Here is a 21,359-nt window from a genome sequence, read left to right as displayed (position 1 = left end):
CGCGCCGGCCGCACCCTCGGCGCCACCGGCCTCGCCGGAGCCCGCCACATCGTCATGCCCGCAGCCCTCCCCGGCTACCTCGCCGGCCTCAAGCAGGGCTGGGCCTTCTCCTGGCGCTCCCTCATGGCCGCCGAAATCATCGCCAGCTCCCCCGACCTCGGCCTGGGCCTGGGCCAACTCCTCGAAAACGGCCGCAACAACATCGACCTCCCCGGCGTCTTCCTCGCCATCATCCTCATCCTCGTCGTCGGCATCGCCATCGACCTCCTCATCTTCAGCCCGGCCGAACGATGGGTCCTGCGCACCCGCGGCCTCCTGGTCAAGAGCTGAGCCGCGCCATGCGTCCCCTCTTCCGTCCCACCGCACCGGCGAGCGACCCCGTCCTGCTGGTCATCGCCCACGGCAGCCGCGACCCGCGGCACGCGGCGACCGTGCACGCCCTCACCCGGCGGGTGCGGGCGCTGCGGCCGGGGCTGCGGGTGGAGACGGCCTTCCTGGACTTCGACACCCCGACGGTGCCCCAGGTGGCCTCGTCCCTGTACCGGTCCGGCGTACGGGAGATCGTGGCCCTCCCGCTGCTGCTGACGCGGGCGTTCCACGCGAAGTCCGACATACCCGCGGTGCTGGCCGAGGCCACGTCCCGGATGCCGGACCTCTCGGTCCGGATCGCGGACGTCCTCGGCCCGTCCCCGCTGCTGGTCGGCGCCCTGGAGCGCCGCCTCGCGGAAGCGGGCCTCACCCCGGCGGACCGCGCCACCACCGGTGTGGTGCTCGCGTCCGCCGGTTCCTCCGACCCGGAGGCGATCGCAGTGATCGCTGAAATCGCGCGGGAGTGGCGGCACACCGGTTGGTGCGCCGTGCGGCCTGCGTTCGCCTCCGCCCGCCTGCCCCGTACGGAGGACGCCGTACGGGCCCTGCGCGCCGAGGGCGTCCGCCGGGTGGCGGTGGCCCCGTACGTCATCGCTCCCGGGCGCCTGCCGGACCGTATCGAGGCGGGTGCGGAAGCCGCCGGGGCGGATCTGGTGGCCGGCGTCCTCGGCGCGGCCCCCGAGCTGGCCCGGCTCCTGCTGCGCCGCTACGACACGGCGCCGCGCGGCCTGCCCCTGCTCGCCGCGGCGTGATGCCCGGCCCCGCCCGATTCCCGTTCGGGTGAATCAAGGGCTCGGGCCAGTGGATCATGGGTAGTCCAGCCGCGAGATTCCGTGCACCACACAACGGGATCGATCGTCCTGGCCGCCCCTGGAGGGCAGATGTCCATCTCACGCCGTATGCGCACACTCCTCACCACGTCCGCCGCCGCCCTGATCCTGTCCGCCGCGGGGGCGGGTCTCACCGCCCCCGCGAACGCCGTCCCCGCGAGCGCGCCGGCCGCGGTGCGACAAGCCCCGGCAGCGGCCTACTTCAACGCCGGCGGGGTCTGGACCATCTATCAGTCCAACGCCACCGTGCACATCGATCTGAGGCAGGACAGCGACGGCAACCTCACCGGATCCACGTCCTCCGGAAACACCGTGGGGACCGTGCGGGAGGGGTCCGTCACCGGGAACGACATCTACTTCATCGTCCAGTGGAACCACGGGCCCAAGGGCCGCTACACGGGCACCCGCGGCGCGGACCGCCTCCTCTCCGGCACCACCTACGACATGAACAACCCTTCCAGCCAGGCGACCTGGCGCAGCGACCGCACCTTCTGACCCAGCGTCAAACCCTGGCCGACGCCTCGTCGGCCAGGGCCGTCAGGTCCTCGACCGACATGGCGCCCGGCGGCAGGCCCTCGCGGGCGAAGATGTTCGCCGCGTGGCGGAGGGTGTCGTTCACCGGGGTCGGGACCCCGTGCAGGCGCCCCAGCAGCGAGATCTCGCCGTTGAGGTAGTCCGCCTCGATGGAGCCGGTGCCCCGGTGCAGGGACTGCCAGGACGAGCCGCCGCGCACGCCCGGGGGCTGCTCGACCTTGCCGTCACGGGCCGCCGCCTGCTCCTCGTCGGAGGCGTGGGCGATCCCCGCCGCCACGAGCGCCGCCCGTCCCTCCCGCTGGGCGCGCAGCAGCAGGGCCGCCTTGGCCGGGTGCGGCTCGGGGCCCGTCGTCGCCTGGACGGCGTTGCCCAGGTTCCCCAGCAGCTTGGCGTACTTCCAGCGCATCACGTCCTCGACGACCGGGGCCTCGAAGCCGGACTTCTCCAGGTCGGCGGCGATCCGCCCGGCCCGGGCGTCCGCTCCGCCGGCCGCGAGTCCGAGGTGCAGGATGCCCGTCAGCGGCGCGCACAGCGCGGACACCACGCCCGGCTCCAGGAAGGTGGCGGGCAGCCAGACGCAGACCCCGTACACGCGGGCGAAGCGGCGCAGCGCCAGCCGCTCGCTCTCCACCCCGTTCTGCGCGCACAGCACCGGCAGCCGCTGCGCCGCCGTACCGCCGCCCGCCACCTCCGCATCGCCCCACGCGTCGAGCGCGGCGATCGCGTCCTGCGTCTTGACGGTCAGCAGCAGCACGTCGTCCGGCCGCAGTTCACCGAGTTCCGCCGGGCCCTCGGCCACCGGGATCCGGTGCACCCGGGTCCCGTCCGCCGTGGTGAGCCGCAGCCCGTCCGCCTTGAGTGCCTCCGCGTGGGCGCCGCGCGCGACGAGGACGACCTCGGCGCCCGCCTCCGCCAGCCGTCCGCCGATGGTCGCGCCGATCGCCCCGGCGCCGATGATGATGTAACGCATGATCCGGAGCCTGGCACATCCGGAGCTCCGGGTTACCGTCGGGGCATGGTGAACGACGCGTTCCTTCTCGGCGGGGAACTCCCCGTACGGCGGCTCGGCCTCGGTACGGGAGGCCTGGTCGGCCCCGGGTACTGGGGCCCGCGCGGCAGTCGCGCCGAGGCCCGGACCCTGCTGCTCACCGCCGTCGAACGCGGTGTCACGCTCATCGACACCGCCGACAACTACGGCCCCGACCTGGCCGAGGAGCTGATCGCCGAGGCCCTTCACCCTTACGGGGAGCGGCTCGTCGTCGCCACGAAGGGCGGGGTGGTGCGCACCGGTCCCGACCGGTGGCACGCCGCGGGGCGGCCCGAGCAGCTCCGGGCGATGTGCGAGGCGAGCCTGCGGCGGCTGCGGGTGGAGAGCATCGGCCTCTACCAGCTCCACCGCTTCGATCCCGCGGTCCCGGAGGCGGAACAGCTGGGCGCGCTGGCGCAGTTGCGCGCGGAGGGCAAGATCCGGCACATCGGCCTGGACACGGTGGGCGCCGAACAGCTGCGGCGGGCGCTGGAGGTGGTGCCGGTCGCCGCCGTGCAGAACCCGTACAACCTGATGGACCGGTCCTCGGCGGAGGTGCTCGCGCTGTGCGCGGCGCGGGGGATCGCCTTCCTGCCGTACTACCCGCTGGGCAGCGGCGCCCTGACGCGCGAGAGCGCGGCGGCGGTGACCGCCGTGGCCGCCGAACACCGGGCGGGGCCGGGGCAGATCGCGCTGGCCTGGCTGCTGCACCGCTCTCCCGTGCTGTGCCCCGCACCGGGGACCGGCTCTCCCGTCCACCTGGCCGAGAACCTGGACGCGGCGGCGATCCGCCTGACACCACGGGAGCTGTCCGTCCTCGACGCGCTCGGCGGGTAGCGACGGCCTGGCGTCCGGGCGTCCTCGGCCTCAGTCCTCAGTCCTCAGTCCTCATTCCTCCGTCAGCTCGACGAGTTTGACGACGGTGTTCCAGTTGCGGGTCGTCGCGTCGATGCCCTTGAACACGGCGGGCCTGTGGAGGGCTTCGCCCAGCTTGGAGCGGCCGAGGCCGTCCGGAGCGTACAGGTAGACGACCCGGTCGCCGATCCGGTACTCCTCCGGGAGGAAGACGGGCCCGTCGATCGACGCGAACCGCTCCTCACCGGGCTGCGCGGAGAGGAAGGTGGCGTGCAGCTGCTTGCCCTCCAGCTCGGCGGCCGGGAAGGGGCAGGCCTCGGCGACGGCGCGCAGGTACTCCCCGTCGACGACGAGGCAGGCCACCCGGAAGCCGAAGTGGGCCTCGATGGCCCGCTCCAGCTCGCGGGCGAGGGCGGCCGGTTCCTTCTCCGGGCTCGTGAAGACGGCGTTGCCGCTCTGGAGGTACGTCTGCACCCCGGTCAGGCCGAGGTCGGCCAGGACCTCGCGCAGCTCGGCCATCGGGACCTTCCTGGCCCCGCCGACATTGATTCCGCGCAGCAGGGCCGCGTACTTCTTCGTGGTCATGGACGAACGATAGGACGGTCCGCCGACGGTGCCGCCGATGCGGCCAGCTCGGCCTCGATGAGGTCGGCTGCCTGTCGCGTACCGCCCTCGGTGGCCGTCCGCGCGCGGACCGCCTCGGCGCGGGCGGCGACTTCGGGGTCCCCGACGAGTGCGAGGACGGCCTCCCGCAGGGTCCGGGCGTCGGCCTCCCCCATGGGGACGTGCCGGGCGACTCCGAGACCCTGGAGCATGTCGGCGTTGCCGAACTGGTCGACGGCCTGCGGGACGGCGACCATCGGGGTGCCGGTGGCGAGGCCCTCCTGGCTGCCGCCCGCGCCCGCGTGGGTGATGAAGGCGTCGGCCCGGCGCAGGATGTCCAGCTGGGGAACCCAGCGGTGCACCTCCACGTTGGCGGGGACGGCGCCGAGTTCGGCCTCGTCGGTGAACTTGCCGATCTGGAGGACGACGTGCCAGTCGGGGAGGTCCCCGAAGGCCTCGATGCAGGCCCGGTAGAAGGCCGGCTGCCTGGTGAAGGTGGAGCCGAGGGAGACGAGGAGCAGCTTCTTCCCCGCGGCCGCGGCCGGGCGCTGCCAGGTGCCCTGGGAGGCGCTGCGGTCGCCCTGGCAGGCGCCGACGAAGGTGTGGACGGACTCGTCGACGCGGTCGGCGTGCGGCTGGAGGGCGCGCGGGATGAGGACGATGCCGCGCCGCGGCCGGCCGACGAAGGGGTCGCAGTCCTCTTCGATGCCGTTCTCGTCGAGCCAGGCGCGGAAGCGGGCGTAGTACGCCCGCCCGCGCTCGGTGGCGCGCAGTTCGGCCGTCATCGGCTCGCCGACCTCCTCCTCGTACCCGGTCCAGGCGACCAGGTTCGGGGAGAGGGAGACGGCGGGGACGCCCCAGCGGTGGGCGAGGACGCGCGCCGGGTAGGAGGTGATGTCGTGGAGGACGAGGTCGGGCTCGTCGCCCTCGAAGGCGGCCGCGAGCTGCGGCAGTGCCTGGACGGCGTCCGCGAGGAAGGGCTCGATGTTGTCGATGGGCTCGGTGCCCCAGGCATCGGGCTCGTCGTCGGTGGGGAGGGTGGAGTTCCAGATCACCGGCGTGGCGCCGGTCTCCGCGATCCTCTCGGCGAAGGAGGCGGGGATGGCGTAGCTGACGCGGTGGCCGCGGGCGACGAGCTCCCGGATCACCTCGATGCTCGGGTTCACGTGCCCGTGGGCGGCGATGGAGAACATGGCGATGTGTGCGGGCTTGGCTGGGGTCATGCATCGAGGCTAACGAGACGATACGTCTCGTGCAACATGGATGTCCGGCCGGGCACGGACCGCGGGTGCGAGACTGGGCGGATTCACGAAGATCCGGATCCGGAGAGACAGGGCATGGACGAGGCGCAGGCCAGGGACGTACTGACGGCAGCGGGTCTGACGGGGCCGGCCCGGCCGGCCGAGCTGCTCGCTCTCGGCGAGAACGCGGTGTTCGCGGTGGGTGATCTGGTGGTGAAGGTCGGCCGGGAGGCCGCGCTGCTGGAGCGGGCGGAACGGGAGATCGCGGTGGCCGGCTGGCTCGAACGGGCCGGGGTCCCGGCCGTCCGCGCGGCCGAGCCGCGGGCGCGGCTGGTGGCGGGCCGTCCGGTGACGGTGTGGCACCGCCTCCAGGACGCGGTCCGCCCGGCCGGCCCCGAGGACCTGGCGGTGCTGCTGCGGCAGATCCACGCCCTCCCTGCCGCGCCCTTCGCGCTGCCCGCGCGGGACCTGCTGGGCGGGGTCGAGCGCTGGCTCCGGCTGGCGGGCGAATCGGTCGACCCCGCCGACGCGGCGTACCTGCGGGCCCGGCGCGACGCGTACGCCGGCGAGGTGGCCGCCCTCACCCCGCGTCTGACGCCGGGTCCGATCCACGGCGACGCCCTGCCCCGCAACGTCCACGTGGGCCCGGACGGACCGGTCCTGGTGGACCTGGAGACCGTCTCGGCCGATCTGCGCGAGCACGACCTGGTGGTGATGGCCCTCTCCCGCGACCGGTACGGCCTGCCGGCGCGGTCGTACGAGGCCTTCACGGCGGCGTACGGCTGGGACGTGCGCGACTGGGAGGGCTGCGCGGTGCTCCGGGGCGCCCGCGAAACGGCCAGCTGCGCCTGGGTGGCCCAGCACGCCCCGGCCAACCCGAAGGCCCTGGCCGAATTCCGCCGCCGCGTCACCTCCCTGCGCGACGGCGACCCGGAAACCCGCTGGCACGCGTTCTAGGAATGCCGTACCAAGGACGGCACATGAAACTGCACACCACGATCCACACCGCCCGGCTGGGCGCGGCGGAGTTCAAGGTCATCCGCCCGGCCCGGACGCCGGTCCGCGCGCTGCTCGTCGACGACCCCTGGTACGTGAACGGCTGGTTCGACCGGGAAGCCGCGCGGATCACCGCGGGGCTGTGGGCCCTCGCGGCCACCTCGCCCCGGTCGCTGGTCCACCTGCCGCTGCGGGCCAACGCCGCGGCGGCGGGCGAACCGCAGGACGCCGGCGTCCGGCGCCCGCTCGAACTCGTCCTGCTGCACCACTCCCTGCAGTTCGCCCCGTCCCGGTGGAAGGAGCTGCGCGGCCGACTCGGACCCGGCCGCCCCCGCACCGTGGACCTGCCCTGCCCCGGTCCCGACGCGGCGCCGTACGCATCCGGCCGGTACCACCGGGAGAACCGGGACCGGTTCCGCCAGGACGTCCACAGCGAGACGCTGTTCATGACCGGCAGCGCCCGCACGCTCCGGGAGGCCGCCGGGGAGTTCGCCGAGCTCGCCCGCACGGGCCCCGGACAGGCGTTCAACCACGGGGGCCGGCACCACTGCCGCAGCGTGGGCTGCCATCCCGCCGACCGCGACCTGCACATCGTCCACCGCGAGGAGTGGCCGGCCTGAGCCGTCAGGCCGTCGCCGGGAGGGCTTCGCGCAGGGGCCAGTGGGGGTCGATCACCGCGTCCGGGGTGCCCTGGCGGCGCAGGTACGACTGGAAGTCGCGGGCCCAGCGCTCGTGCCAGGTGCCCTGGCGGGCGTGGAGCGCGGCCGGGGTGAGGGCCGCGACCTCCGGATGCCGGGCGGCTATCGCCCGGGCCACCTGCACCGCGGCCAGCGCGTCCGCGCCCGCGTCGTGCGCGGAGTCCAGGGTGACCCCGTACACCCCGCACACCGCCTCCAGCGTCCGCTTGCCGCGCCGGTAGCGGTCCACGGCCCGGTCGATGGTCAGCGGGTCCACCACGGGCCCGGTCTCCATCCCGCCCAGCCGGTCGGCCAGCGAGGGCAGCCCGTGCCGGGCCAGTTCGGCCGTCAGCAGGGTCAGGTCGAAGGCCGCGTTGTACGCGACGACCACCGCTCCCCGGCCCCAGTGCTCCACCAGCGCCCGCGCCACCTCGTCCGCGACCTCCCGCGCCGGGCGGCCTTCCGCCACCGCCCGCTCCGTGCCGATCCCGTGGATCGCCGAGGCCTCCTCGGGGATCGGTATCCCCGGATCCGCGAGCCAGCCGCGCCGCTCGCGCACCTCGCCCGCCCGTACCTCGACCACCGCCGCCGTCACGATCCGCGACTCCCCCGGCTCCGTGCCGGTCGTCTCCAGGTCGAATCCGATCAGCACACCGCCGTGCCAGTCCCCCATGCCGCGCCCCTCCCCCACACTCCCCGTACATCTTCGGTCTATGACTTTCAGCCTGCCACGGGGCACTGACAGTCAGGACACCGGGCGGGAGTCCTCCCAGATCGACTCGAATTCCTCGCGGTACGTCGGGAACAGTCCGTGCTCCGCGTCCCGCGCCGGGCCGCGGGTGCCGCCGCCCCGCAGGACCAGCACCGGCGCCTCCATTCCGCGCGCCCGCCGCAGGTACGACTGCACCACGGCGATGCCCGAGCTCTCCCCCTCCACCAGGTACGCGGTGAAGCGGGGCGTCTCGTCGAAGACGTGGATCTCGAAGCGCGAGGGGTCCCGCAGCCCCGCCCGCACCCGGCGCACGTGCAGGATGTTCATCTCCACCGAGCGGCTCAGCTCGCCCTTGCGCAGCCCGAGCTCCCGCTCGCGCCGCTTCACGGCGCTGCTGGCCGGGTTCAGGAACAGCAGCCGGACCCGGCAGCCGGCCTCCGTCAGGCGCACGAGTCTTCGGCCCGAGAAGTTCTGCACCAGCAGGTTGAGCCCTATGCCGATGGCGTCGAGCCGGCGCGCGCCGCCGAACAGGTCCTCCGCCGGGAGCTGCCGCTGGAGCCGCACCCGGTCCGGGTGGACGGAGATGACGTCCGCGTACCGGTCGCCCACCAGGTCCTCGACGGCGTCGATCGGCAGCCGGTCCGCGCCCGGGGAGCCCGCGCCGCCGCCCAGCACCTCCAGGAGCCGCGCCGAGGCCCGCTCGGCCTGCTCCAGCACCGCCCGCGACAGGGCCCGGTTGCGGGAGACCACGTTCCGGGTGACCTCCAGCTCGTCGAGCGCCAGCTCGATCTCCCGCCGGTCGTCGAAGTACGGCTCGAAGCACGGCCAGTGCTGGACCATGAGCTCCCGCAGCTGCGGGAGCGTCAGGAAGCTCAGCACGTTGTCGTCGGCCGGGTCCAGCAGGTAGCCCTTGCGCCGGCTGACCTCGCGTACGGCCACGGCCCGCTGCACCCACTCCTGACCGGCGGGCCCGGCGGCCGCGACCACCCAGTCGTCCCCGCCGTGCACGGGCTCGTAGATCGGCCGCAGAACGGCGCCGACGACGGCGCGCAACCGCTGTTCGATCAGATTCAGCCAGATGTACGCGCGGCCGGCCCGCTGCGCGCGGGTGCGGACCTCGCTCCACGCGTCCGCGCCCCAGTCCAGCTCGGCCCCGGCCGGCACGCTCCCGGCCGCCGTCGGGGCCAGCGACACCGCCCCGGCCGGCACCCCCGTCGCCGCGCCGCCGGAGACCCCGCCGGGCGCACCACCGGGTGCACCTCCTGGGGCGTCCGCCGGGCCGCCCTCGTGACCGCTGTCACCAGGGGGCAGCTCCAGACCTCCCGAGCTCACCCGTGCACCGCCTTCTGCGTCTGGACGCCCGTCTCCAGTGATCACGGAAGGGTACTCCGAGCTCGGTGCCCGATGCAGCCCGATGGGGTCCGACGGTCCCTGCGCAGGTGGTCCGTTGACCCATTATCGGATGCCCACATGGTCCGCTGACCCGCATATCAGCTCTCCGGGTCACCCGGTAGGAGCATGCCAAGTCCCCGCTTGTGAGCCCACTTTCGGGGAAGATCTAGCCGAGACGCGGTCCACGCCGGATCGGCACCGACACATCAGCCCGCCAGCCGGGGGAACGAGGGGAAGAGCCGTATCCATGCAGGTCTGGCCGGGACAGGCGTATCCGCTCGGCGCCACGTACGACGGCGCCGGGACCAATTTCGCGGTCTATTCCGAGGCCGCCCGACGCATCGAGTTGTGCCTCCTGCACGACGATGGCTCGGAGACGGCGGTCGAACTGCGCGAGACCGACGCCTTCGTACGCCACGCGTACCTGCCCGGGGTGATGCCCGGGCAGCGCTACGGTTTCCGCGTGCACGGGCCGTACGAGCCCGAGCGCGGGCTGCGCTGCAACGCGGCGAAGCTGCTGCTGGACCCGTACGCGCGGGCGATCGCCGGGAACGTCGACTGGGGCGAGGAGGTGTACGGCTACCACTTCGGCCGGCCCGATTCGCGCAACGACCTCGACTCGGCTCCGCACACGATGAGTTCGGTCGTGGTGAACCCGTACTTCGACTGGGCGAACGACCGCCCGCCGCGCCACGAGTACCACCACACGGTGCTGTACGAGGCACACGTCAAGGGGCTGACCATGCGTCACCCCGACCTGCCCGAGGAGCTGCGCGGCACGTACGGCGCCCTGGCCCATCCGGCGGTCATCGGGCACCTCACCAAGCTGGGGGTGACGGCGCTGGAGCTGATGCCCGTACACCAGTACGTGAACGACCACCGGCTGGTGGACGACGGGCTCAGCAACTACTGGGGCTACAACACGATCGGCTTCTTCGCCCCGCACAACGGCTACGCCTCGGGGGACCGCGGCCAGCAGGTGCTGGAGTTCAAATCGGCGGTACGGGCCCTGCACGAGGCGGGGATCGAGGTCATCCTCGACGTGGTCTACAACCACACCGCCGAGGGCAACCACCTGGGCCCGACGCTGTCCTTCCGCGGGCTCGACAACGCCTCGTACTACCGGCTCACGGACGACCCCCGGCACTACATGGACACCACGGGGACCGGGAACTCGCTGCTCATGCGGTCCCCGCACGTGCTCCAGCTGATCATGGACTCGTTGCGCTACTGGGTCACCGAGATGCACGTGGACGGCTTCCGCTTCGACCTCGCCGCCACCCTCGCCCGGCAGTTCCACGAGGTGGACCGGCTGTCCTCGTTCTTCGACCTGGTCCAGCAGGATCCGGTGGTGAGCCAGGTCAAACTGATCGCCGAGCCCTGGGACCTGGGCGAGGGCGGCTACCAGGTGGGCAATTTCCCGCCACTGTGGACCGAGTGGAACGGCAAGTACCGCGACACCGTGCGGGACTTGTGGCGCGGGCAGCCGCGCACCCTCGCGGAGTTCGCGGGCCGTCTCACCGGCTCCTCGGACCTCTACCAGGACGACGGCCGCCGTCCGCTGGCCTCCATCAACTTCACCACCTGCCACGACGGTTTCACCCTGCACGACCTCGTCTCGTACGACGAGAAGCACAACGAGGCCAATCGCGAGGGCAACCGGGACGGCGAGACCCACAACCGGTCCTGGAACTGCGGGGTGGAGGGATCGACGGAGGATCCCGAGATCCTGGAGCTGCGCGAGCGCCAGATGCGCAACTTCACGGCCACGCTGATGCTTTCGCAGGGCGTGCCGATGCTCAGCCACGGCGACGAGTTCGCCCGCTCGCAGGGCGGAAACAACAACGCGTACTGCCAGGACAACGAGCTGTCGTGGGTGAACTGGCCCGAGCCGGGCAAACCGGCGCCCGCGCTGCTGGAGTTCACCCGGCGGATGGTGTGGCTGCGCCGCGACCACCCGGTGTTCCGGCGGCGCCGGTTCTTCCACGGGCGGCCGGTGGAGGGGACCAACGACGAGCTGTCCGACATCGCCTGGTTCACCCCGCACGGGGAACCGATGCGGGCGCGCGACTGGCAGGCCCAGAACACGCGTTCGCTGACGGTGTTCCTCAACGGGGAGGCGATCTCCGAGCCGGGCTCGCGCGGGGAGCGGATCACCGACGACTCGTTCCTGCTCATGTTCAACGCGGGCGCCGATCCGCAGGACTTCACGATCCCGGCCGGGCACGGCGCGCAGTGGCGGCTCGTCGTGGACACGGCGCGGCCGGACGTACTGCCACCCGGCACCGGACCGCAGTACGCGGCCGGGGACCGGGTGGCGCTGACGGGACGGTGTCTGGTGCTGCTTCAGCGCCCGGCGTAGGAGGAGCCGGAGGAACCGGAGGAGCCGGAGGAGCCCGCCGACGGCGGCCGCGCGGGGCCCTCCCCCTCCGGGGAGGCCGTCTGCTGCGCCGGGATGAAGACCTTCGGCGACGCGGGGTGCGCGCGGGCGGCCGGCACGCCGGCCACGAGGGCGAGGACGAGGGCCAGCGCGGCCGCCCCGACGGCGACCGCGAAGGCCCCGGCGGGCCCGTACCACTCGGCGAGCCGCCCGGAGGCGGCGAGCGCCGCGGCCTGGCCGGCCACGAGCGAACTGGCGGCGTAGGCCGTGGCCTCGGCCAGCCGCGCAGGTTCCACGACCCGCTCGGTGAGCGCGAACGCGGTGATCAGGTGCGGGGCGTACGCGGCGCCGAGCACGGTGACGACCGCGTACAGCGGCCACAGGGCGTGGGTGAACAGGAGCGGTACGGAGAGCACCAGCGCGGCGGCGGTGGCCGCCCGCCAGCGCACCCGCAGCCCGATCCGGGCGGGCAGCACACCGAGGGCGAGGCCCACGGCGGCGCTGACCACCCCCATGGCGGCGTACACGATGCCCGCCTGGCCGGGGACGCCCAGACGAGCGGTAAGGGCGGCGATTCCGGCCTGGCAGGCGCCGAACATGGCGCCCTGGAGGAACAGGGAGGCCCGTACGGCGTACACGACGCGCGGGTGACGGGCGGGGCGCGGGGCGCCGCCGGCGACGCCGTCGGCGGCCTTCGGGCCCGCCCCTGCGGCGACCGCGGCGGTCGGGTGCAGGGCGAAGGCGGTGCCGAAGACGGCGACGAGGGCGGCGGCCCCGCCGAGGGCGATCGCGGGGTGCAGGGTGAGCGCGGCGAGTCCGACGAGGGCGGGCCCGAAGACGAAGGAGACCTCGTCCAGGGTGCCTTCGAGCGAGTGGACGGCGCCGATCACGCCCTCGTCGGCTCCGGCCCGGTGGGCGAGGGCCACGGAGCGGGTCCGGGCGAGCGGGCCGATCAGCGGCACGGAGGCACCCGTGACGGCGCCGATCGCGGCGAGCGGGACGGTGGCGAGGCCGCCGAGGGCCCCGGCGACCAGGGCGCCGGTGGCGACCGCGTTGACGGCCGCCGCGGCCAGCACCACGGACCGCTGCCCGTACCGGTCGGCGAGCCGGCCCAGGACGGGCCCGAAGACCACCTGGCCGGCGGAGAGGGTGCCGCCGACGATGCCGGCGGTGGCGAGCGAACCGCTGGTCTCGGCGACCAGCAGCACGCTCCCGAACTGGGACATCGCGACGGGCAGCCGCGCGAGGAAGGAGAGGAGCGGGAGGAGGGGCCCGGTCAGGGCGATGACTCTTCGATAGGTGTTGACGGTTCCGGCCACTTGATCAACGCTAACGCGACGCAGTCACCCGGATGCATTGGGTAATGGCACGGAATCCGGGAAGGTGGGTACGTACGTTCTCATGAGCCAGTCGCATGCGCGCATCCAGACGGAACCAGCCCCGAGTTCGACGTACCGGCTTCAACTGCGACCCGAGTTCCCCTTCGCCGCCGCCGAGGCGGTCGTACCCCATCTCGCCTCGCTGGGGGTCTCGCACCTGCACCTCTCGCCGGTGCTGGAGGCGGTCCCCGGATCGGCGCACGGGTACGACGTCACCGACCACAGCCGGGTCCGGGCCGAGCTCGGCGGCGAGCCGGGGCTGCGCGCGCTGGCCGCGGCCGCCCGGGGGCACGGGCTCGGCCTGGTGCTGGACATCGTCCCGAACCACATGGCGGTGCCCTCCCCGCTGCGGCTGAACGGGCCCCTGTGGGAGGTGCTGCGGGAGGGTCCGGACTCCCCGTACGCCCGCTGGTTCGACATCGACTGGGAGGCGGGCGGCGGGCAGGTGCTGCTGCCGGTGCTCGCGGAGCCGCCCGCGCCGGACGGGTTCACGGCCGACCGGGACCGCGGCCTCCTGCTCCACGGCGAGCTGGAGTTCCCGCTGCGGGAGGGGACGGCGGGGCTGGCGCTGCCGGACCTGCTGGCCGCGCAGTGGTACCGGCCGGCCTGCTGGCGGACGGCCCGGACCGAGCTCAACTACCGTCGGTTCTTCACCATTTCCGACCTGATCGGGGTCCGCGTGGAGGATCCGGAGGTGTTCGCGGCGACGCACGCGAAAGTCCTGGAACTGGTGCGGGACGGGGTGGCCGGAGGGCTGCGGATCGACCACGTGGACGGGCTCGCGGACCCGGAGGGGTACCTGCGGCGGCTGCGGACGGCCGTGGGCGACGGCTGCTGGGTGGTGGTGGAGAAGATCCTGGCCCGCCACGAACGGCTGCCGCCCGGCTGGCCCGTGGCCGGGACCACCGGCTACGACGCCCTGCACCGGGTGGACGGCGTGCTCACCGACCCCGTGGGCGCCTCGGAACTGGCCCGCCGGTACGTCGAGTTCACCGGAAGCGCGGACTGGCAGGAGACGGCCCGGGCGTCCGCGCGGGAGGTGCTGACCGGCGACCTGGCGGCCGAGCTGGCGGCGCTGGAGCGGGCCGCCGGACCGGAGCTGGCCGCCGGGGTGCGGGAGCTGCTGATCGCCTATCCGGTCTACCGGCCCTACCCCGGCGAGCCGGAGCCGCTCGACCCCCAGGCCCTGGCGGAGGCCGCCGCGCCGGCCGGGCCGGGCGCGGTGGCGGGCGTACGCGACCTCGTACGGCGCGATCCGGCGTTCGCGGCCCGCTTCGCCCAGACCTCGGCGGCGCTGCGGGCCAAGTCGCTGGAGGACCGGGCCTTCTACCGGTACGCCCCCCTGCTGTCGGCCACCGAGGTCGGCGGGGATCCCGGACAACCGGCGCTGGCGCCCGCCGAGTTCCACGCGTACTGCGCCGAGCTCGACCGGGACTGGCCCGGCTCCGGGACCGTGCTGTCCACGCACGACACCAAGCGCAGCGCGGACGTCCGGGCCCGGATCTCGGCCCTCTCCCAGACCCCCGGGGTGATGGGCCGGCCCACCGGACCCGATCCCCAACTGGCCTGGGTGGCCCGGCAGACGGCGCTCGGCCTCGGGGAGGCTCCCGAGCGCGCCGAGCGCCTCGCGGAGGCCCTCCTCAAGGGCGTCCGCGAGGCGGCCCTGCACACGAGCTGGACCGACCAGGACCCGGCGTACGAGGACACGGTGGCGGGGTACGCGCCGCAGGACCCGGAGCTGCCGCCCGAGCTCGCCGCGGCGGCCCGGGCGAACCTGCTCGGCATGACGCTGCTGCACCTGGCGATGCCCGGGGTGCCGGAGGTCTACCAGGGCGCCGAGACGGAGTACCGGGCCCTGGTGGACCCGGACAACCGGCGCCCGGCCCGGTTCCCGCACGAGGCCTTGGCCCGGCTGGACGCGGGGGCCGCGCCGCGGGGCCCTGCGGAGGAGAAGCTGGCGCTGACTGCCGCCCTGCTGCGGCTGCGCCGGAACCGGCCCGGGCTGTTCACCGGCTACACCCCGCTGGCGGCCCGGGGCCCCGCGGCCGAGCACTGCCTGGCCTTCGCCCGCCCGGGCGGGCTCGTCGCGGCGGCCACCCGGCTCTCGCACCGGCTGGCCGGGGCCGGCGGCTGGCGGGACACCGCCCTGCCCCTCCCGCCGGGGAGGTGGACGGCGGTGCTGGACCGGGGTGCGTCGTACGAGGGCGAGGCGCGGCTCGCGGAGCTGCTCTCGGCGCAGCCGGTGGCCCTCCTCGTGCGCGAGGGCGACGGCGGGGGCGGGAGGCGAACGTGAGGGCAGAAACGGGGGCGGCTGAGGACGGTCTGCGGGCTCGCGCGGGAGGCCGCCGCCCCGAGGCGTTGGCCAGGGGTTTCCGGGAAGTGTGGGGCGCGCGGAGCAGTAGGGGGCGTGCGCGGCGGGCATTGCATCAGACGTGACCCTCCTTCGTGACATGTGCTACCCCACACCGTCCGAACTCGCGTTGGCCGCCCGCGCACTGGCGGACGAGCACCCCGGCCCGGCCCGGCTCCGCCGGGCCGGCACCTCCCGGGGCGGCCGGCCCCTGTGGCTGCTCTCGGTCGAGCCGAGCGGCCGCCCGCGGGGCGCGGGCGTGCTCGTCGTCGCCGGAGCCCACGCCAACGAGCCCGTCGGCGGCGCCACCGCGCTCTCCCTCGCCCGGCGCGTGCTGCGCGAGCCGGCGGTCCGCGCCGGCCGCGGCTGGCACTTCCTGCTGTGCGCCGATCCCGACGGGGCGGCCCTGCACCGCACGCCCCGGCCCCGCTCCCTGCTCGACTACCACCGGAACTTCTTCCGGCCCCCCGGTCCGGAACAGCCCGAATGGGCGCCGTCTTTACTGCCTCCGGACCGGCTGCCGCCCGAGACCCTGGCCCTGACCGCCCTCATCGACGAGCTGCGCCCCGCCCTCCAGGTCTCCCTGCACGGCACCGACCTCGGCGGGTCCTGGGTCCAGCTCACCCGGGACATACCGGGCCTCGCGGAACCCTTCGCCAAATCGGCCGCCGAGCTGCGGATCCCGGTGGAGACCGGGGCCTCGGACGCGGCCGGCTGGCCCTCCCCCGGCCCCGGGATCTTCGTGATGCCGCAGGCCGGGGCCGACCCGAACGGGGCGTTCCACCCGGAGGACACCCGGCTCAGCACCTGGTACCACGCGCACCGCTACGCGGGCACCACCGCCATCGTGGAAGTCCCCATGTGGGCCTCGGACCTGGTGGACGACCCCGCCCCGCACCCGGACCCGCGCGGAGCCCTGCGGGTCCTGGCGGGACGGCTCGCCGCCGACGCCGCGCTCGTGGCCCGCGTACGGGACCGGGTGGCGGGGGCGTGGGAGCCGGGGGCATGGGCGCCGGGGGCGCGGGGACCGGGAGGCGATCCGGCGCAGGGCCCCCGAAGGCACCCGGGCCCCGGCGCGGACGCCGATGCGGCCGCGCTGCTGCGCGCCGTCGACTGGACGCTCGCGCTGATCCCCCGGATCACCGTGGAGTGGACCGGCGCCGGGGCCCCCGCCGAGGCCACCGCGGCCGCCATCGGCAGCATCGACGCCTTCGCGCGGCGGCTGTCGCTGCGCGCCGCCTCGATGCTGCTGCGGGTGCTCCGGGCCCAGGGGCACCCTGCGGCCCCGGGGCTGGACCGGCTCGTCACCGGCTGGTGCGAGGAGTTCGGCGCCCGCTTCCGGGCGCGCCGGATCCCGGTGGCCACCCAGGTCGAGCACCAGTCCCGTACCGTCCTGGCGGCGTACGAGCGGCTCGTCGCGGAGGGACTGGACGGTGCCGGGGAACCCGGCCGGCCGGCCGAACCCGACGGGACGGTCAGTGCGTAGGAGGTACTCCCCCGGCGCCGGCCGCCGGCTCCCCGGGCGGCGGCACGGCCAGGGCGTAGCGGCGCTTGGCCGCGCCGGTGGCACCGAGCCGGTCGTAGAAGCGGATCGCGCCCTCGTTCCAGTCCGGGGTCTGCCACTGGACCTGGTCGAGGCCGAGCGAGCGGGCGAGGTCCGCGACGGCGGCCGTCAGGGCGGCGCCGAGGCCGTGGCCGCGGGCCTCCTCGGCGAGGTAGAGGCAGTCCATGTGGAGGTGGTGCCGGGCGTCCCAGAACGCGAACTCGGCGGAGCAGGCCGCGTATCCGGCGACCGATCCGTCCGGGGCCTCGGCCAGCAGCACCCACAGCCGCGCCCCGTCCGCGAACAGCTGCGGCCCGAGCCGGTCGGCCAGGCCCGGGGGGCGCGGGGCGGACCTCTCGTACGCGACGTGCTCGTGGACGAGCTCGACGAGGCGGGGCAGGTCCTCGGGGCGGGCCGGGCGCACGACGGGCGGCTGCCGCTGCGGGTCTCCGTGTTCCATGGGCACCATCATCGGGCCCGGCGTGATCACGGCGTCGGGCGGCCCGGGGAACCCGGAATGATCCCGAACGATCCGGAAGATCAGGCGGGAGCGCGCGCCGGACTCTGCCGACCGGACGGGACTTCGACGGTACGGCCTAGCTCGACGAGAGCCGGAAGTTCATCCGGCCGAAGCCGATCTGGTCCCCGTCCCGGACCACCACCGAGCCGGTCACCCGGCGGCCGTTGACCGTGGTGCCGTTGGAGGAGCCGAGGTCGGTGAGGACCCACACCCCGTCGCGCATCCCGAGCTCGGCATGGACCCGGGAGACCGTCTCGTCGGTGAGCCGCAGCCCGTTCCCCGGGTCCCGGCCGATCCTCAGGGAGCGCGCGCTCGGGTGCGGCAGCAGCAGCTTCGGCAGCCGCTCGGCGTTCCAGGCCCGCCGGACCCCGGCGGACACGGCCGAGACCCGGCCCACCCAGCCGAAGACGCGGCGGGTCCACGCGCCTTCGCCGCTCCCGCGGCTGCCGAGGTCGGCGGTGAGGACCGCGAGGTCCTCGGAGCGGCGGGCGACGAGGGCGAGTTCCATACGGCGCAGGAACGTGTCGTGGGACAGCTTCCCGAGGGCGGCACCCTCGCGGAGCTGCTCCAGCGCCCGGTCGCGCTCCGCGTCCGAAAGGCGCGGTACCGGGAAGGCGGGGAACTCGAAACTCGACGTCACAGGGTGATTGTCGGCCCGTCAGGGCCGGAGTGTCCAGAACTCCTCCGGCCGTCCACGCGATGATGGGCCCGGCACACGTTCCGGGTACCGCAGCAGACGAGGGGAACCGTCCGTGCAGTTCGAGGTGTGGGCACCGCAGACAGACCGGGTCGCGCTGCGACTCGGCGGCGCGACGTACGAGATGGCACGCGATCCGGACCGGACCGGCTGGTGGACCGCCGGGGCACCGGCCGCCGACGGGGACCGGTACGGGTTCCTGGTGGGCGTGGCAGCCGGGGAGGAGACCGTACGGCCCGATCCGCGCGGGCGGCGGCTGCCGGACGGGCCCGACGGCCTCTCGGCGGTGGTCGATTTCGAGCCGCTCACCCCGCGGGGGCCGGCGCCCGGCACCCGGCTCCAGGAGGCGGTCCTGTACGAGCTGCACATCGGCACCTTCACCCCCGAGGGCACCTTCGACGCGGCCGCCGCCCGCCTCGGACACCTCACCGCGCTCGGGATCACACACGTGGAGCTGATGCCGGTCTGCCCCTTCCCCGGCCGGCACGGGTGGGGGTACGACGGGGTGGCGCCGTGGGCGGTGCACGAGCCGTACGGGGGCCCGGCCGGGCTGGCCCGGTTCGTGGAGGCGGCCCACGCGGCCGGGCTCGGCGTGGTGCTGGACGTGGTCCACAACCACCTGGGGCCCTCCGGCAACCACCTCCCGGCCTTCGGCCCGTACTTCACGGAGACCCACCACACCCCGTGGGGCGCGGCGGTCAACCTGGACGCGGCCGGCTCCGACGAGGTGCGCGCGTACCTGCTGGGCAGCGCCCTCGCCTGGCTGCGGGACTACCGGATCGACGGGCTGCGGCTGGACGCGGTGCACGCGCTCGCCGACGGGCGGGCGCTGACCTTCCTGGAGGAGCTGTCGGCGGCCGTGGACGAGCTGGCCGCCGAGACGGGCCGCCCGCTGTTCCTGATCGCCGAGTCCGACCGGTGCGATCCGCGCACCACGGCCCCGCGCGCGGCCGGGGGCCTGGGGCTGCACGCGCAGTGGAACGACGACTTCCACCACGCCCTGCACTGCGCGCTGACCGGCGAGTCCCAGGCGTACTACGCCGACTTCGCCGAGGCTCCGCTCGCGGCGCTGGCCAAGACCATGACCCGGGCGTTCTTCCACGACGGGACCTGGTCCTCCTTCCGGGGCCACAGCCACGGCCGTCCCGTGGACCGGCGCCGCACCGCCGCGCACCGCTTCCTCGGCTACACGCAGACCCACGACCAGATCGGCAACCGGGCCCTGGGTGACCGCCTCGCCGCCTCGCTCTCCCCCGGGCTGCTGGCGTGCGGCGCGGCGCTGGCGCTGACCGGGCCGTTCGTGCCGATGCTGTTCATGGGCGAGGAGTGGGCCGCGGGCACGCCGTGGCAGTACTTCACCGACCATCCGGACCCGGAGCTCGCCGAGGCCGTGCGCAGCGGCCGGCGCCGGGAGTTCGCGGCGCACGGCTGGAAGGCGGAAGAGATCCCGGACCCGCAGGACCCGGCCACCCGGGACCGCTCCTGCCTGGACTGGGCGGAGCCCGAACGCGCCCCGCACGACCGGCTGCTGGCCTGGTACCGGACGCTGATCGCCCTCCGGCGCACCCATCCGGACCTGCGCGATCCGGACCTGGCGGCGGTGCGGGTGGCCTACGACGAGGAGCGCCGCTGGGTGACGTTCCGGCGGGGCGACGTGCGGGTCGCGGTGAACCTGTCCCCCGAGCCGGTGACGATCGCCCTCGGCCGCAACGGGGTCCGGGTGCTGGCCGCATGGGACCCGGTGGACCACCCGGGGCCCGACGGCCGCGTGCACCTCCCCGCCGAGTCGGCGGTGCTGCTGGGGCCGTGACGGCCACCGGCCCGTCGCCGACGGGGAGTTGTGACCGGTCGGCCCCTCACTCCACGACGGCCAGCTCGCGCGGGGCGTTGTTGAGGCTGCGGCCGCCGTCCCCGGTGACCGTCACGATGTCCTCGATGCGCACCCCGAAGCGCCCGGGCAGGTAGATGCCCGGCTCCACGGAGAAGCACATCCCGGGGACCAGCGGCAGCTCCTCGCCCTCGACCATGTACGGGGGTTCGTGGGTGGTCACGCCGATGCCGTGGCCCGTGCGGTGGATGAACCGGTCGCCGTAGCCGAACTCGGTGATCACCGCGCGGGCCGCCCGGTCCACGTCCTGGCAGGCGATGCCCGGGCGGACGGCGGCGGAGGCGGCCCGCTGCGCCTCGCGGACGATGTCGTGGACGCGCTGTTCCTCGGCGCCCGGCTCGCCGACGTGCACCGTGCGGGAGATGTCGGAGCCGTAGCCGTGCTTGAGCCCGCCGAAGTCGAGGACCACCATGTCCCCGTGCCCGATGGTCCGCTCACCGGCCTCGTGGTGCGGGTTGGCTCCGTTGGGGCCGGAGCCGACGACCGTGAAGTCCACCTGGGAGTGCCCGTGTTCGCGCAGCAGCGCGGCCAGGTCGGCGGCGATGTCGCGCTCCCGCCGGCCGGCGAAGGGGACCCCCAGGATCTGCGCGTACGCGGCGTCGGCGGCCGCGCCGGCCGCCGCGAGCCGCTCCAGCTCCCGACGGTCCTTGACGGCGCGGAGCATCGGCAGGACGTCGGTGAGCGGGGCGTACGAGGAGGCCGGCAACTCCCGCTGGAGGCCCAGCAGGTGCAGCGCCCAGGTGTTGTCGCTGACCCCGAAGCGGCCGGCGCCGTCGAGGAGGGACGCGGTGACCCCGTACGGGTCCTTCCCGTCGGTCCAGTCCCGCAGGGTCAGGGCGGGCGCCCCGGGGGCCTCGGCGGCGTCGGGGGCCTCCAGGGCGGGCACGACGAGTACGGGTTCCCGCCCGGCGGCGAGCACCAGCAGGGTCAGCCGCTCGGTGTCGGCGGGCCGGTAGCCGGTGAGGTGGGCGAGATCGGGCCCGGGGGCGATGAGCAGGCCGGCCAGCCCGGCGTCGGCGGCGCTCTGCGCGGCGGCGGCCATCCGGGCGGCGTAGTCGGCGTGGGTGAACGGTTCGGGTTCGAGGTCCATGGGGCGATCCTCCCGCCGGGCCGGGCGCCGCGCGAGTGGTCACCGCGCCGCGGCGAGCCGGGCCGCGAGGGCCGCGGCGGCCGGGGTGGGGGTGCCGGGGTGACGGTGCCGGGGTGACGGTGCCGGGGTGGCGGTGCCGGGGGCGAGGAGCTCCGTACGGCACCGGGCGCGGGTCGGACAGCGGTACGGCGACCCCGGCGCCGGCCGCCCCCTGCCACCGCCGCCCGGACGGCCCGGCGTGCCCGGGCGGCGGTGGGGGGCGGGCTCCCTATCGTG

18 protein-coding genes and 1 pseudogene are annotated in these 21,359 nt (G+C 74.7%); 10 read left to right on the top strand and 9 right to left on the bottom strand.

Going from position 1 to position 21,359, the window contains the following annotated elements; genetic code table 11:
- From ACFYXV_RS18890 to ACFYXV_RS18880, 3 genes are all read left to right on the top strand, one after another.
- On the top strand, positions 1-330 hold a 330-nt coding region (locus ACFYXV_RS18890), incomplete at its 5' end, for an ABC transporter permease (RefSeq protein ID WP_389383500.1).
- An 8-nt stretch (positions 331-338) separates the two neighbouring features.
- Positions 339-1,121: a sirohydrochlorin chelatase gene (locus ACFYXV_RS18885; RefSeq protein WP_389383499.1), complete on the top strand. Its 783-nt coding sequence runs from the start codon at positions 339-341 to the stop codon at positions 1,119-1,121.
- A 129-nt stretch (positions 1,122-1,250) separates the two neighbouring features.
- Positions 1,251-1,694 carry a hypothetical protein gene (locus ACFYXV_RS18880; protein ID WP_389383498.1) on the top strand — a complete coding sequence of 148 codons (444 nt, stop codon included), beginning with the start codon at positions 1,251-1,253 and terminating at the stop codon, positions 1,692-1,694.
- 7 nt (positions 1,695-1,701) lie between these two features.
- Here the strand turns inward: ACFYXV_RS18880 and ACFYXV_RS18875 are convergent, their stop codons facing one another.
- Positions 1,702-2,703 (bottom strand): ketopantoate reductase family protein, encoded by a 1,002-nt coding sequence (locus ACFYXV_RS18875; protein WP_389383497.1) that lies wholly within the window; start codon positions 2,701-2,703, stop codon positions 1,702-1,704.
- 45 nt (positions 2,704-2,748) lie between these two features.
- Between ACFYXV_RS18875 and ACFYXV_RS18870 the strand changes: the two genes are divergently transcribed.
- Positions 2,749-3,597 carry an aldo/keto reductase gene (locus tag ACFYXV_RS18870; RefSeq protein WP_389383496.1) on the top strand — a complete coding sequence of 283 codons (849 nt, stop codon included), beginning with the start codon at positions 2,749-2,751 and terminating at the stop codon, positions 3,595-3,597.
- A 51-nt stretch (positions 3,598-3,648) separates the two neighbouring features.
- On the opposite strand, the gene ACFYXV_RS18865 is transcribed toward ACFYXV_RS18870, so the two are convergent.
- Together ACFYXV_RS18865 and mgt are read right to left on the bottom strand one after the other, a co-directional pair.
- Entirely contained in the window at positions 3,649-4,200 is a 552-nt protein-coding gene (locus ACFYXV_RS18865; protein ID WP_385476523.1) for a DUF1697 domain-containing protein, read from the bottom strand.
- Positions 4,197-5,479: pseudogene (gene mgt, locus ACFYXV_RS18860) on the bottom strand (macrolide-inactivating glycosyltransferase). The gene ACFYXV_RS18865 and the pseudogene mgt overlap by 4 nt, the downstream one beginning before the upstream one ends.
- 76 nt (positions 5,480-5,555) lie before the next feature.
- On the opposite strand from mgt, the gene ACFYXV_RS18855 reads away from it, so the two are divergent.
- Together ACFYXV_RS18855 and ACFYXV_RS18850 are read left to right on the top strand one after the other, a co-directional pair.
- Complete coding sequence (locus ACFYXV_RS18855) at positions 5,556-6,416, top strand: phosphotransferase enzyme family protein (RefSeq protein ID WP_389383495.1); 861 nt, start codon at positions 5,556-5,558, stop codon at positions 6,414-6,416.
- Positions 6,417-6,439: 23 nt separating this feature from the next.
- The gene (locus ACFYXV_RS18850; RefSeq protein ID WP_389383494.1) at positions 6,440-7,075 is read left to right on the top strand and encodes a hypothetical protein; all 636 of its coding nucleotides are present in this window, start codon (positions 6,440-6,442) and stop codon (positions 7,073-7,075) included.
- A gap of 4 nt (positions 7,076-7,079) precedes the next feature.
- Here ACFYXV_RS18850 and ACFYXV_RS18845 read toward each other — a convergent pair whose 3' ends face one another.
- The gene (locus tag ACFYXV_RS18845) at positions 7,080-7,805 is read right to left on the bottom strand and encodes a 3'-5' exonuclease (RefSeq protein ID WP_383337774.1); all 726 of its coding nucleotides are present in this window, start codon (positions 7,803-7,805) and stop codon (positions 7,080-7,082) included.
- A gap of 72 nt (positions 7,806-7,877) precedes the next feature.
- Positions 7,878-9,176, bottom strand: a complete 1,299-nt coding sequence (locus tag ACFYXV_RS18840; protein ID WP_383337772.1) for an SAV2148 family HEPN domain-containing protein — start codon at positions 9,174-9,176, stop codon at positions 7,878-7,880.
- Positions 9,177-9,483: 307 nt separating this feature from the next.
- On the opposite strand from ACFYXV_RS18840, the gene glgX reads away from it, so the two are divergent.
- On the top strand, positions 9,484-11,598 hold the full coding sequence (gene glgX / locus ACFYXV_RS18835) for a glycogen debranching protein GlgX (protein WP_385476532.1): 2,115 nt from the start codon (positions 9,484-9,486) through the stop codon (positions 11,596-11,598).
- On the opposite strand, the gene ACFYXV_RS18830 is transcribed toward glgX, so the two are convergent.
- On the bottom strand, positions 11,583-12,935 hold the full coding sequence (locus ACFYXV_RS18830) for an MFS transporter (protein ID WP_389383493.1): 1,353 nt from the start codon (positions 12,933-12,935) through the stop codon (positions 11,583-11,585). The genes glgX and ACFYXV_RS18830 overlap by 16 nt on opposite strands.
- 82 nt (positions 12,936-13,017) lie before the next feature.
- Here ACFYXV_RS18830 and treY point away from each other — a divergent pair, with 82 nt between their 5' ends.
- A complete protein-coding gene (treY, locus tag ACFYXV_RS18825) occupies positions 13,018-15,288 on the top strand; it encodes a malto-oligosyltrehalose synthase (RefSeq protein WP_389383492.1) in 2,271 nt (756 codons plus the stop codon).
- A 157-nt stretch (positions 15,289-15,445) separates the two neighbouring features.
- Complete coding sequence (locus ACFYXV_RS18820; RefSeq protein ID WP_385476541.1) at positions 15,446-16,831, top strand: M14 family zinc carboxypeptidase; 1,386 nt, start codon at positions 15,446-15,448, stop codon at positions 16,829-16,831.
- Here the strand turns inward: ACFYXV_RS18820 and ACFYXV_RS18815 are convergent.
- On the bottom strand, positions 16,821-17,348 hold the full coding sequence (locus ACFYXV_RS18815) for a GNAT family N-acetyltransferase (RefSeq protein ID WP_385476544.1): 528 nt from the start codon (positions 17,346-17,348) through the stop codon (positions 16,821-16,823). The genes ACFYXV_RS18820 and ACFYXV_RS18815 overlap by 11 nt on opposite strands.
- Positions 17,349-17,484: 136 nt before the next feature.
- Positions 17,485-18,048: a DUF1707 and FHA domain-containing protein gene (locus tag ACFYXV_RS18810; RefSeq protein WP_383337760.1), complete on the bottom strand. Its 564-nt coding sequence runs from the start codon at positions 18,046-18,048 to the stop codon at positions 17,485-17,487.
- A 112-nt stretch (positions 18,049-18,160) separates the two neighbouring features.
- Between ACFYXV_RS18810 and treZ the strand changes: the two genes are divergently transcribed.
- Positions 18,161-19,915 carry a malto-oligosyltrehalose trehalohydrolase gene (gene treZ / locus ACFYXV_RS18805; protein WP_389383491.1) on the top strand — a complete coding sequence of 585 codons (1,755 nt, stop codon included), beginning with the start codon at positions 18,161-18,163 and terminating at the stop codon, positions 19,913-19,915.
- Between the two features lie 46 nt (positions 19,916-19,961).
- Here treZ and ACFYXV_RS18800 read toward each other — a convergent pair whose 3' ends face one another.
- Complete coding sequence (locus tag ACFYXV_RS18800; protein WP_385477421.1) at positions 19,962-21,083, bottom strand: aminopeptidase P family protein; 1,122 nt, start codon at positions 21,081-21,083, stop codon at positions 19,962-19,964.
- Positions 21,084-21,359: the final 276 nt, after the last annotated feature.

Source organism: Streptomyces sp. NPDC002181, from assembly GCF_042890485.1.
In the GTDB taxonomy this organism is placed as follows: domain Bacteria; phylum Actinomycetota; class Actinomycetes; order Streptomycetales; family Streptomycetaceae; genus Streptomyces.
Note: the sequence above shows the minus strand (reverse complement) of the source record. Positions and strands in the feature narration are given on the sequence as shown.

What these genes read in the sequence shown, in the direction of transcription:
- ACFYXV_RS18885 (WP_389383499.1), top strand. Translation starts at nt 339, where the DNA reads ATGCGTCCCCTCTTCCGTCCCACCGCACCGGCGAGCGACCCCGTCCTG.
- ACFYXV_RS18880 (WP_389383498.1), top strand. Translation starts at nt 1,251, where the DNA reads ATGTCCATCTCACGCCGTATGCGCACACTCCTCACCACGTCCGCCGCC.
- ACFYXV_RS18875 (WP_389383497.1), bottom strand. Translation starts at nt 2,703, where the DNA reads ATGCGTTACATCATCATCGGCGCCGGGGCGATCGGCGCGACCATCGGC.
- ACFYXV_RS18870 (WP_389383496.1), top strand. Translation starts at nt 2,749, where the DNA reads ATGGTGAACGACGCGTTCCTTCTCGGCGGGGAACTCCCCGTACGGCGG.
- ACFYXV_RS18865 (WP_385476523.1), bottom strand. Translation starts at nt 4,200, where the DNA reads ATGACCACGAAGAAGTACGCGGCCCTGCTGCGCGGAATCAATGTCGGC.
- ACFYXV_RS18855 (WP_389383495.1), top strand. Translation starts at nt 5,556, where the DNA reads ATGGACGAGGCGCAGGCCAGGGACGTACTGACGGCAGCGGGTCTGACG.
- ACFYXV_RS18850 (WP_389383494.1), top strand. Translation starts at nt 6,440, where the DNA reads ATGAAACTGCACACCACGATCCACACCGCCCGGCTGGGCGCGGCGGAG.
- ACFYXV_RS18845 (WP_383337774.1), bottom strand. Translation starts at nt 7,805, where the DNA reads ATGGGGGACTGGCACGGCGGTGTGCTGATCGGATTCGACCTGGAGACG.
- glgX (WP_385476532.1), top strand. Translation starts at nt 9,484, where the DNA reads ATGCAGGTCTGGCCGGGACAGGCGTATCCGCTCGGCGCCACGTACGAC.
- treY (WP_389383492.1), top strand. Translation starts at nt 13,018, where the DNA reads ATGAGCCAGTCGCATGCGCGCATCCAGACGGAACCAGCCCCGAGTTCG.
- ACFYXV_RS18820 (WP_385476541.1), top strand. Translation starts at nt 15,446, where the DNA reads ATGTGCTACCCCACACCGTCCGAACTCGCGTTGGCCGCCCGCGCACTG.
- ACFYXV_RS18815 (WP_385476544.1), bottom strand. Translation starts at nt 17,348, where the DNA reads ATGGAACACGGAGACCCGCAGCGGCAGCCGCCCGTCGTGCGCCCGGCC.
- ACFYXV_RS18800 (WP_385477421.1), bottom strand. Translation starts at nt 21,083, where the DNA reads ATGGACCTCGAACCCGAACCGTTCACCCACGCCGACTACGCCGCCCGG.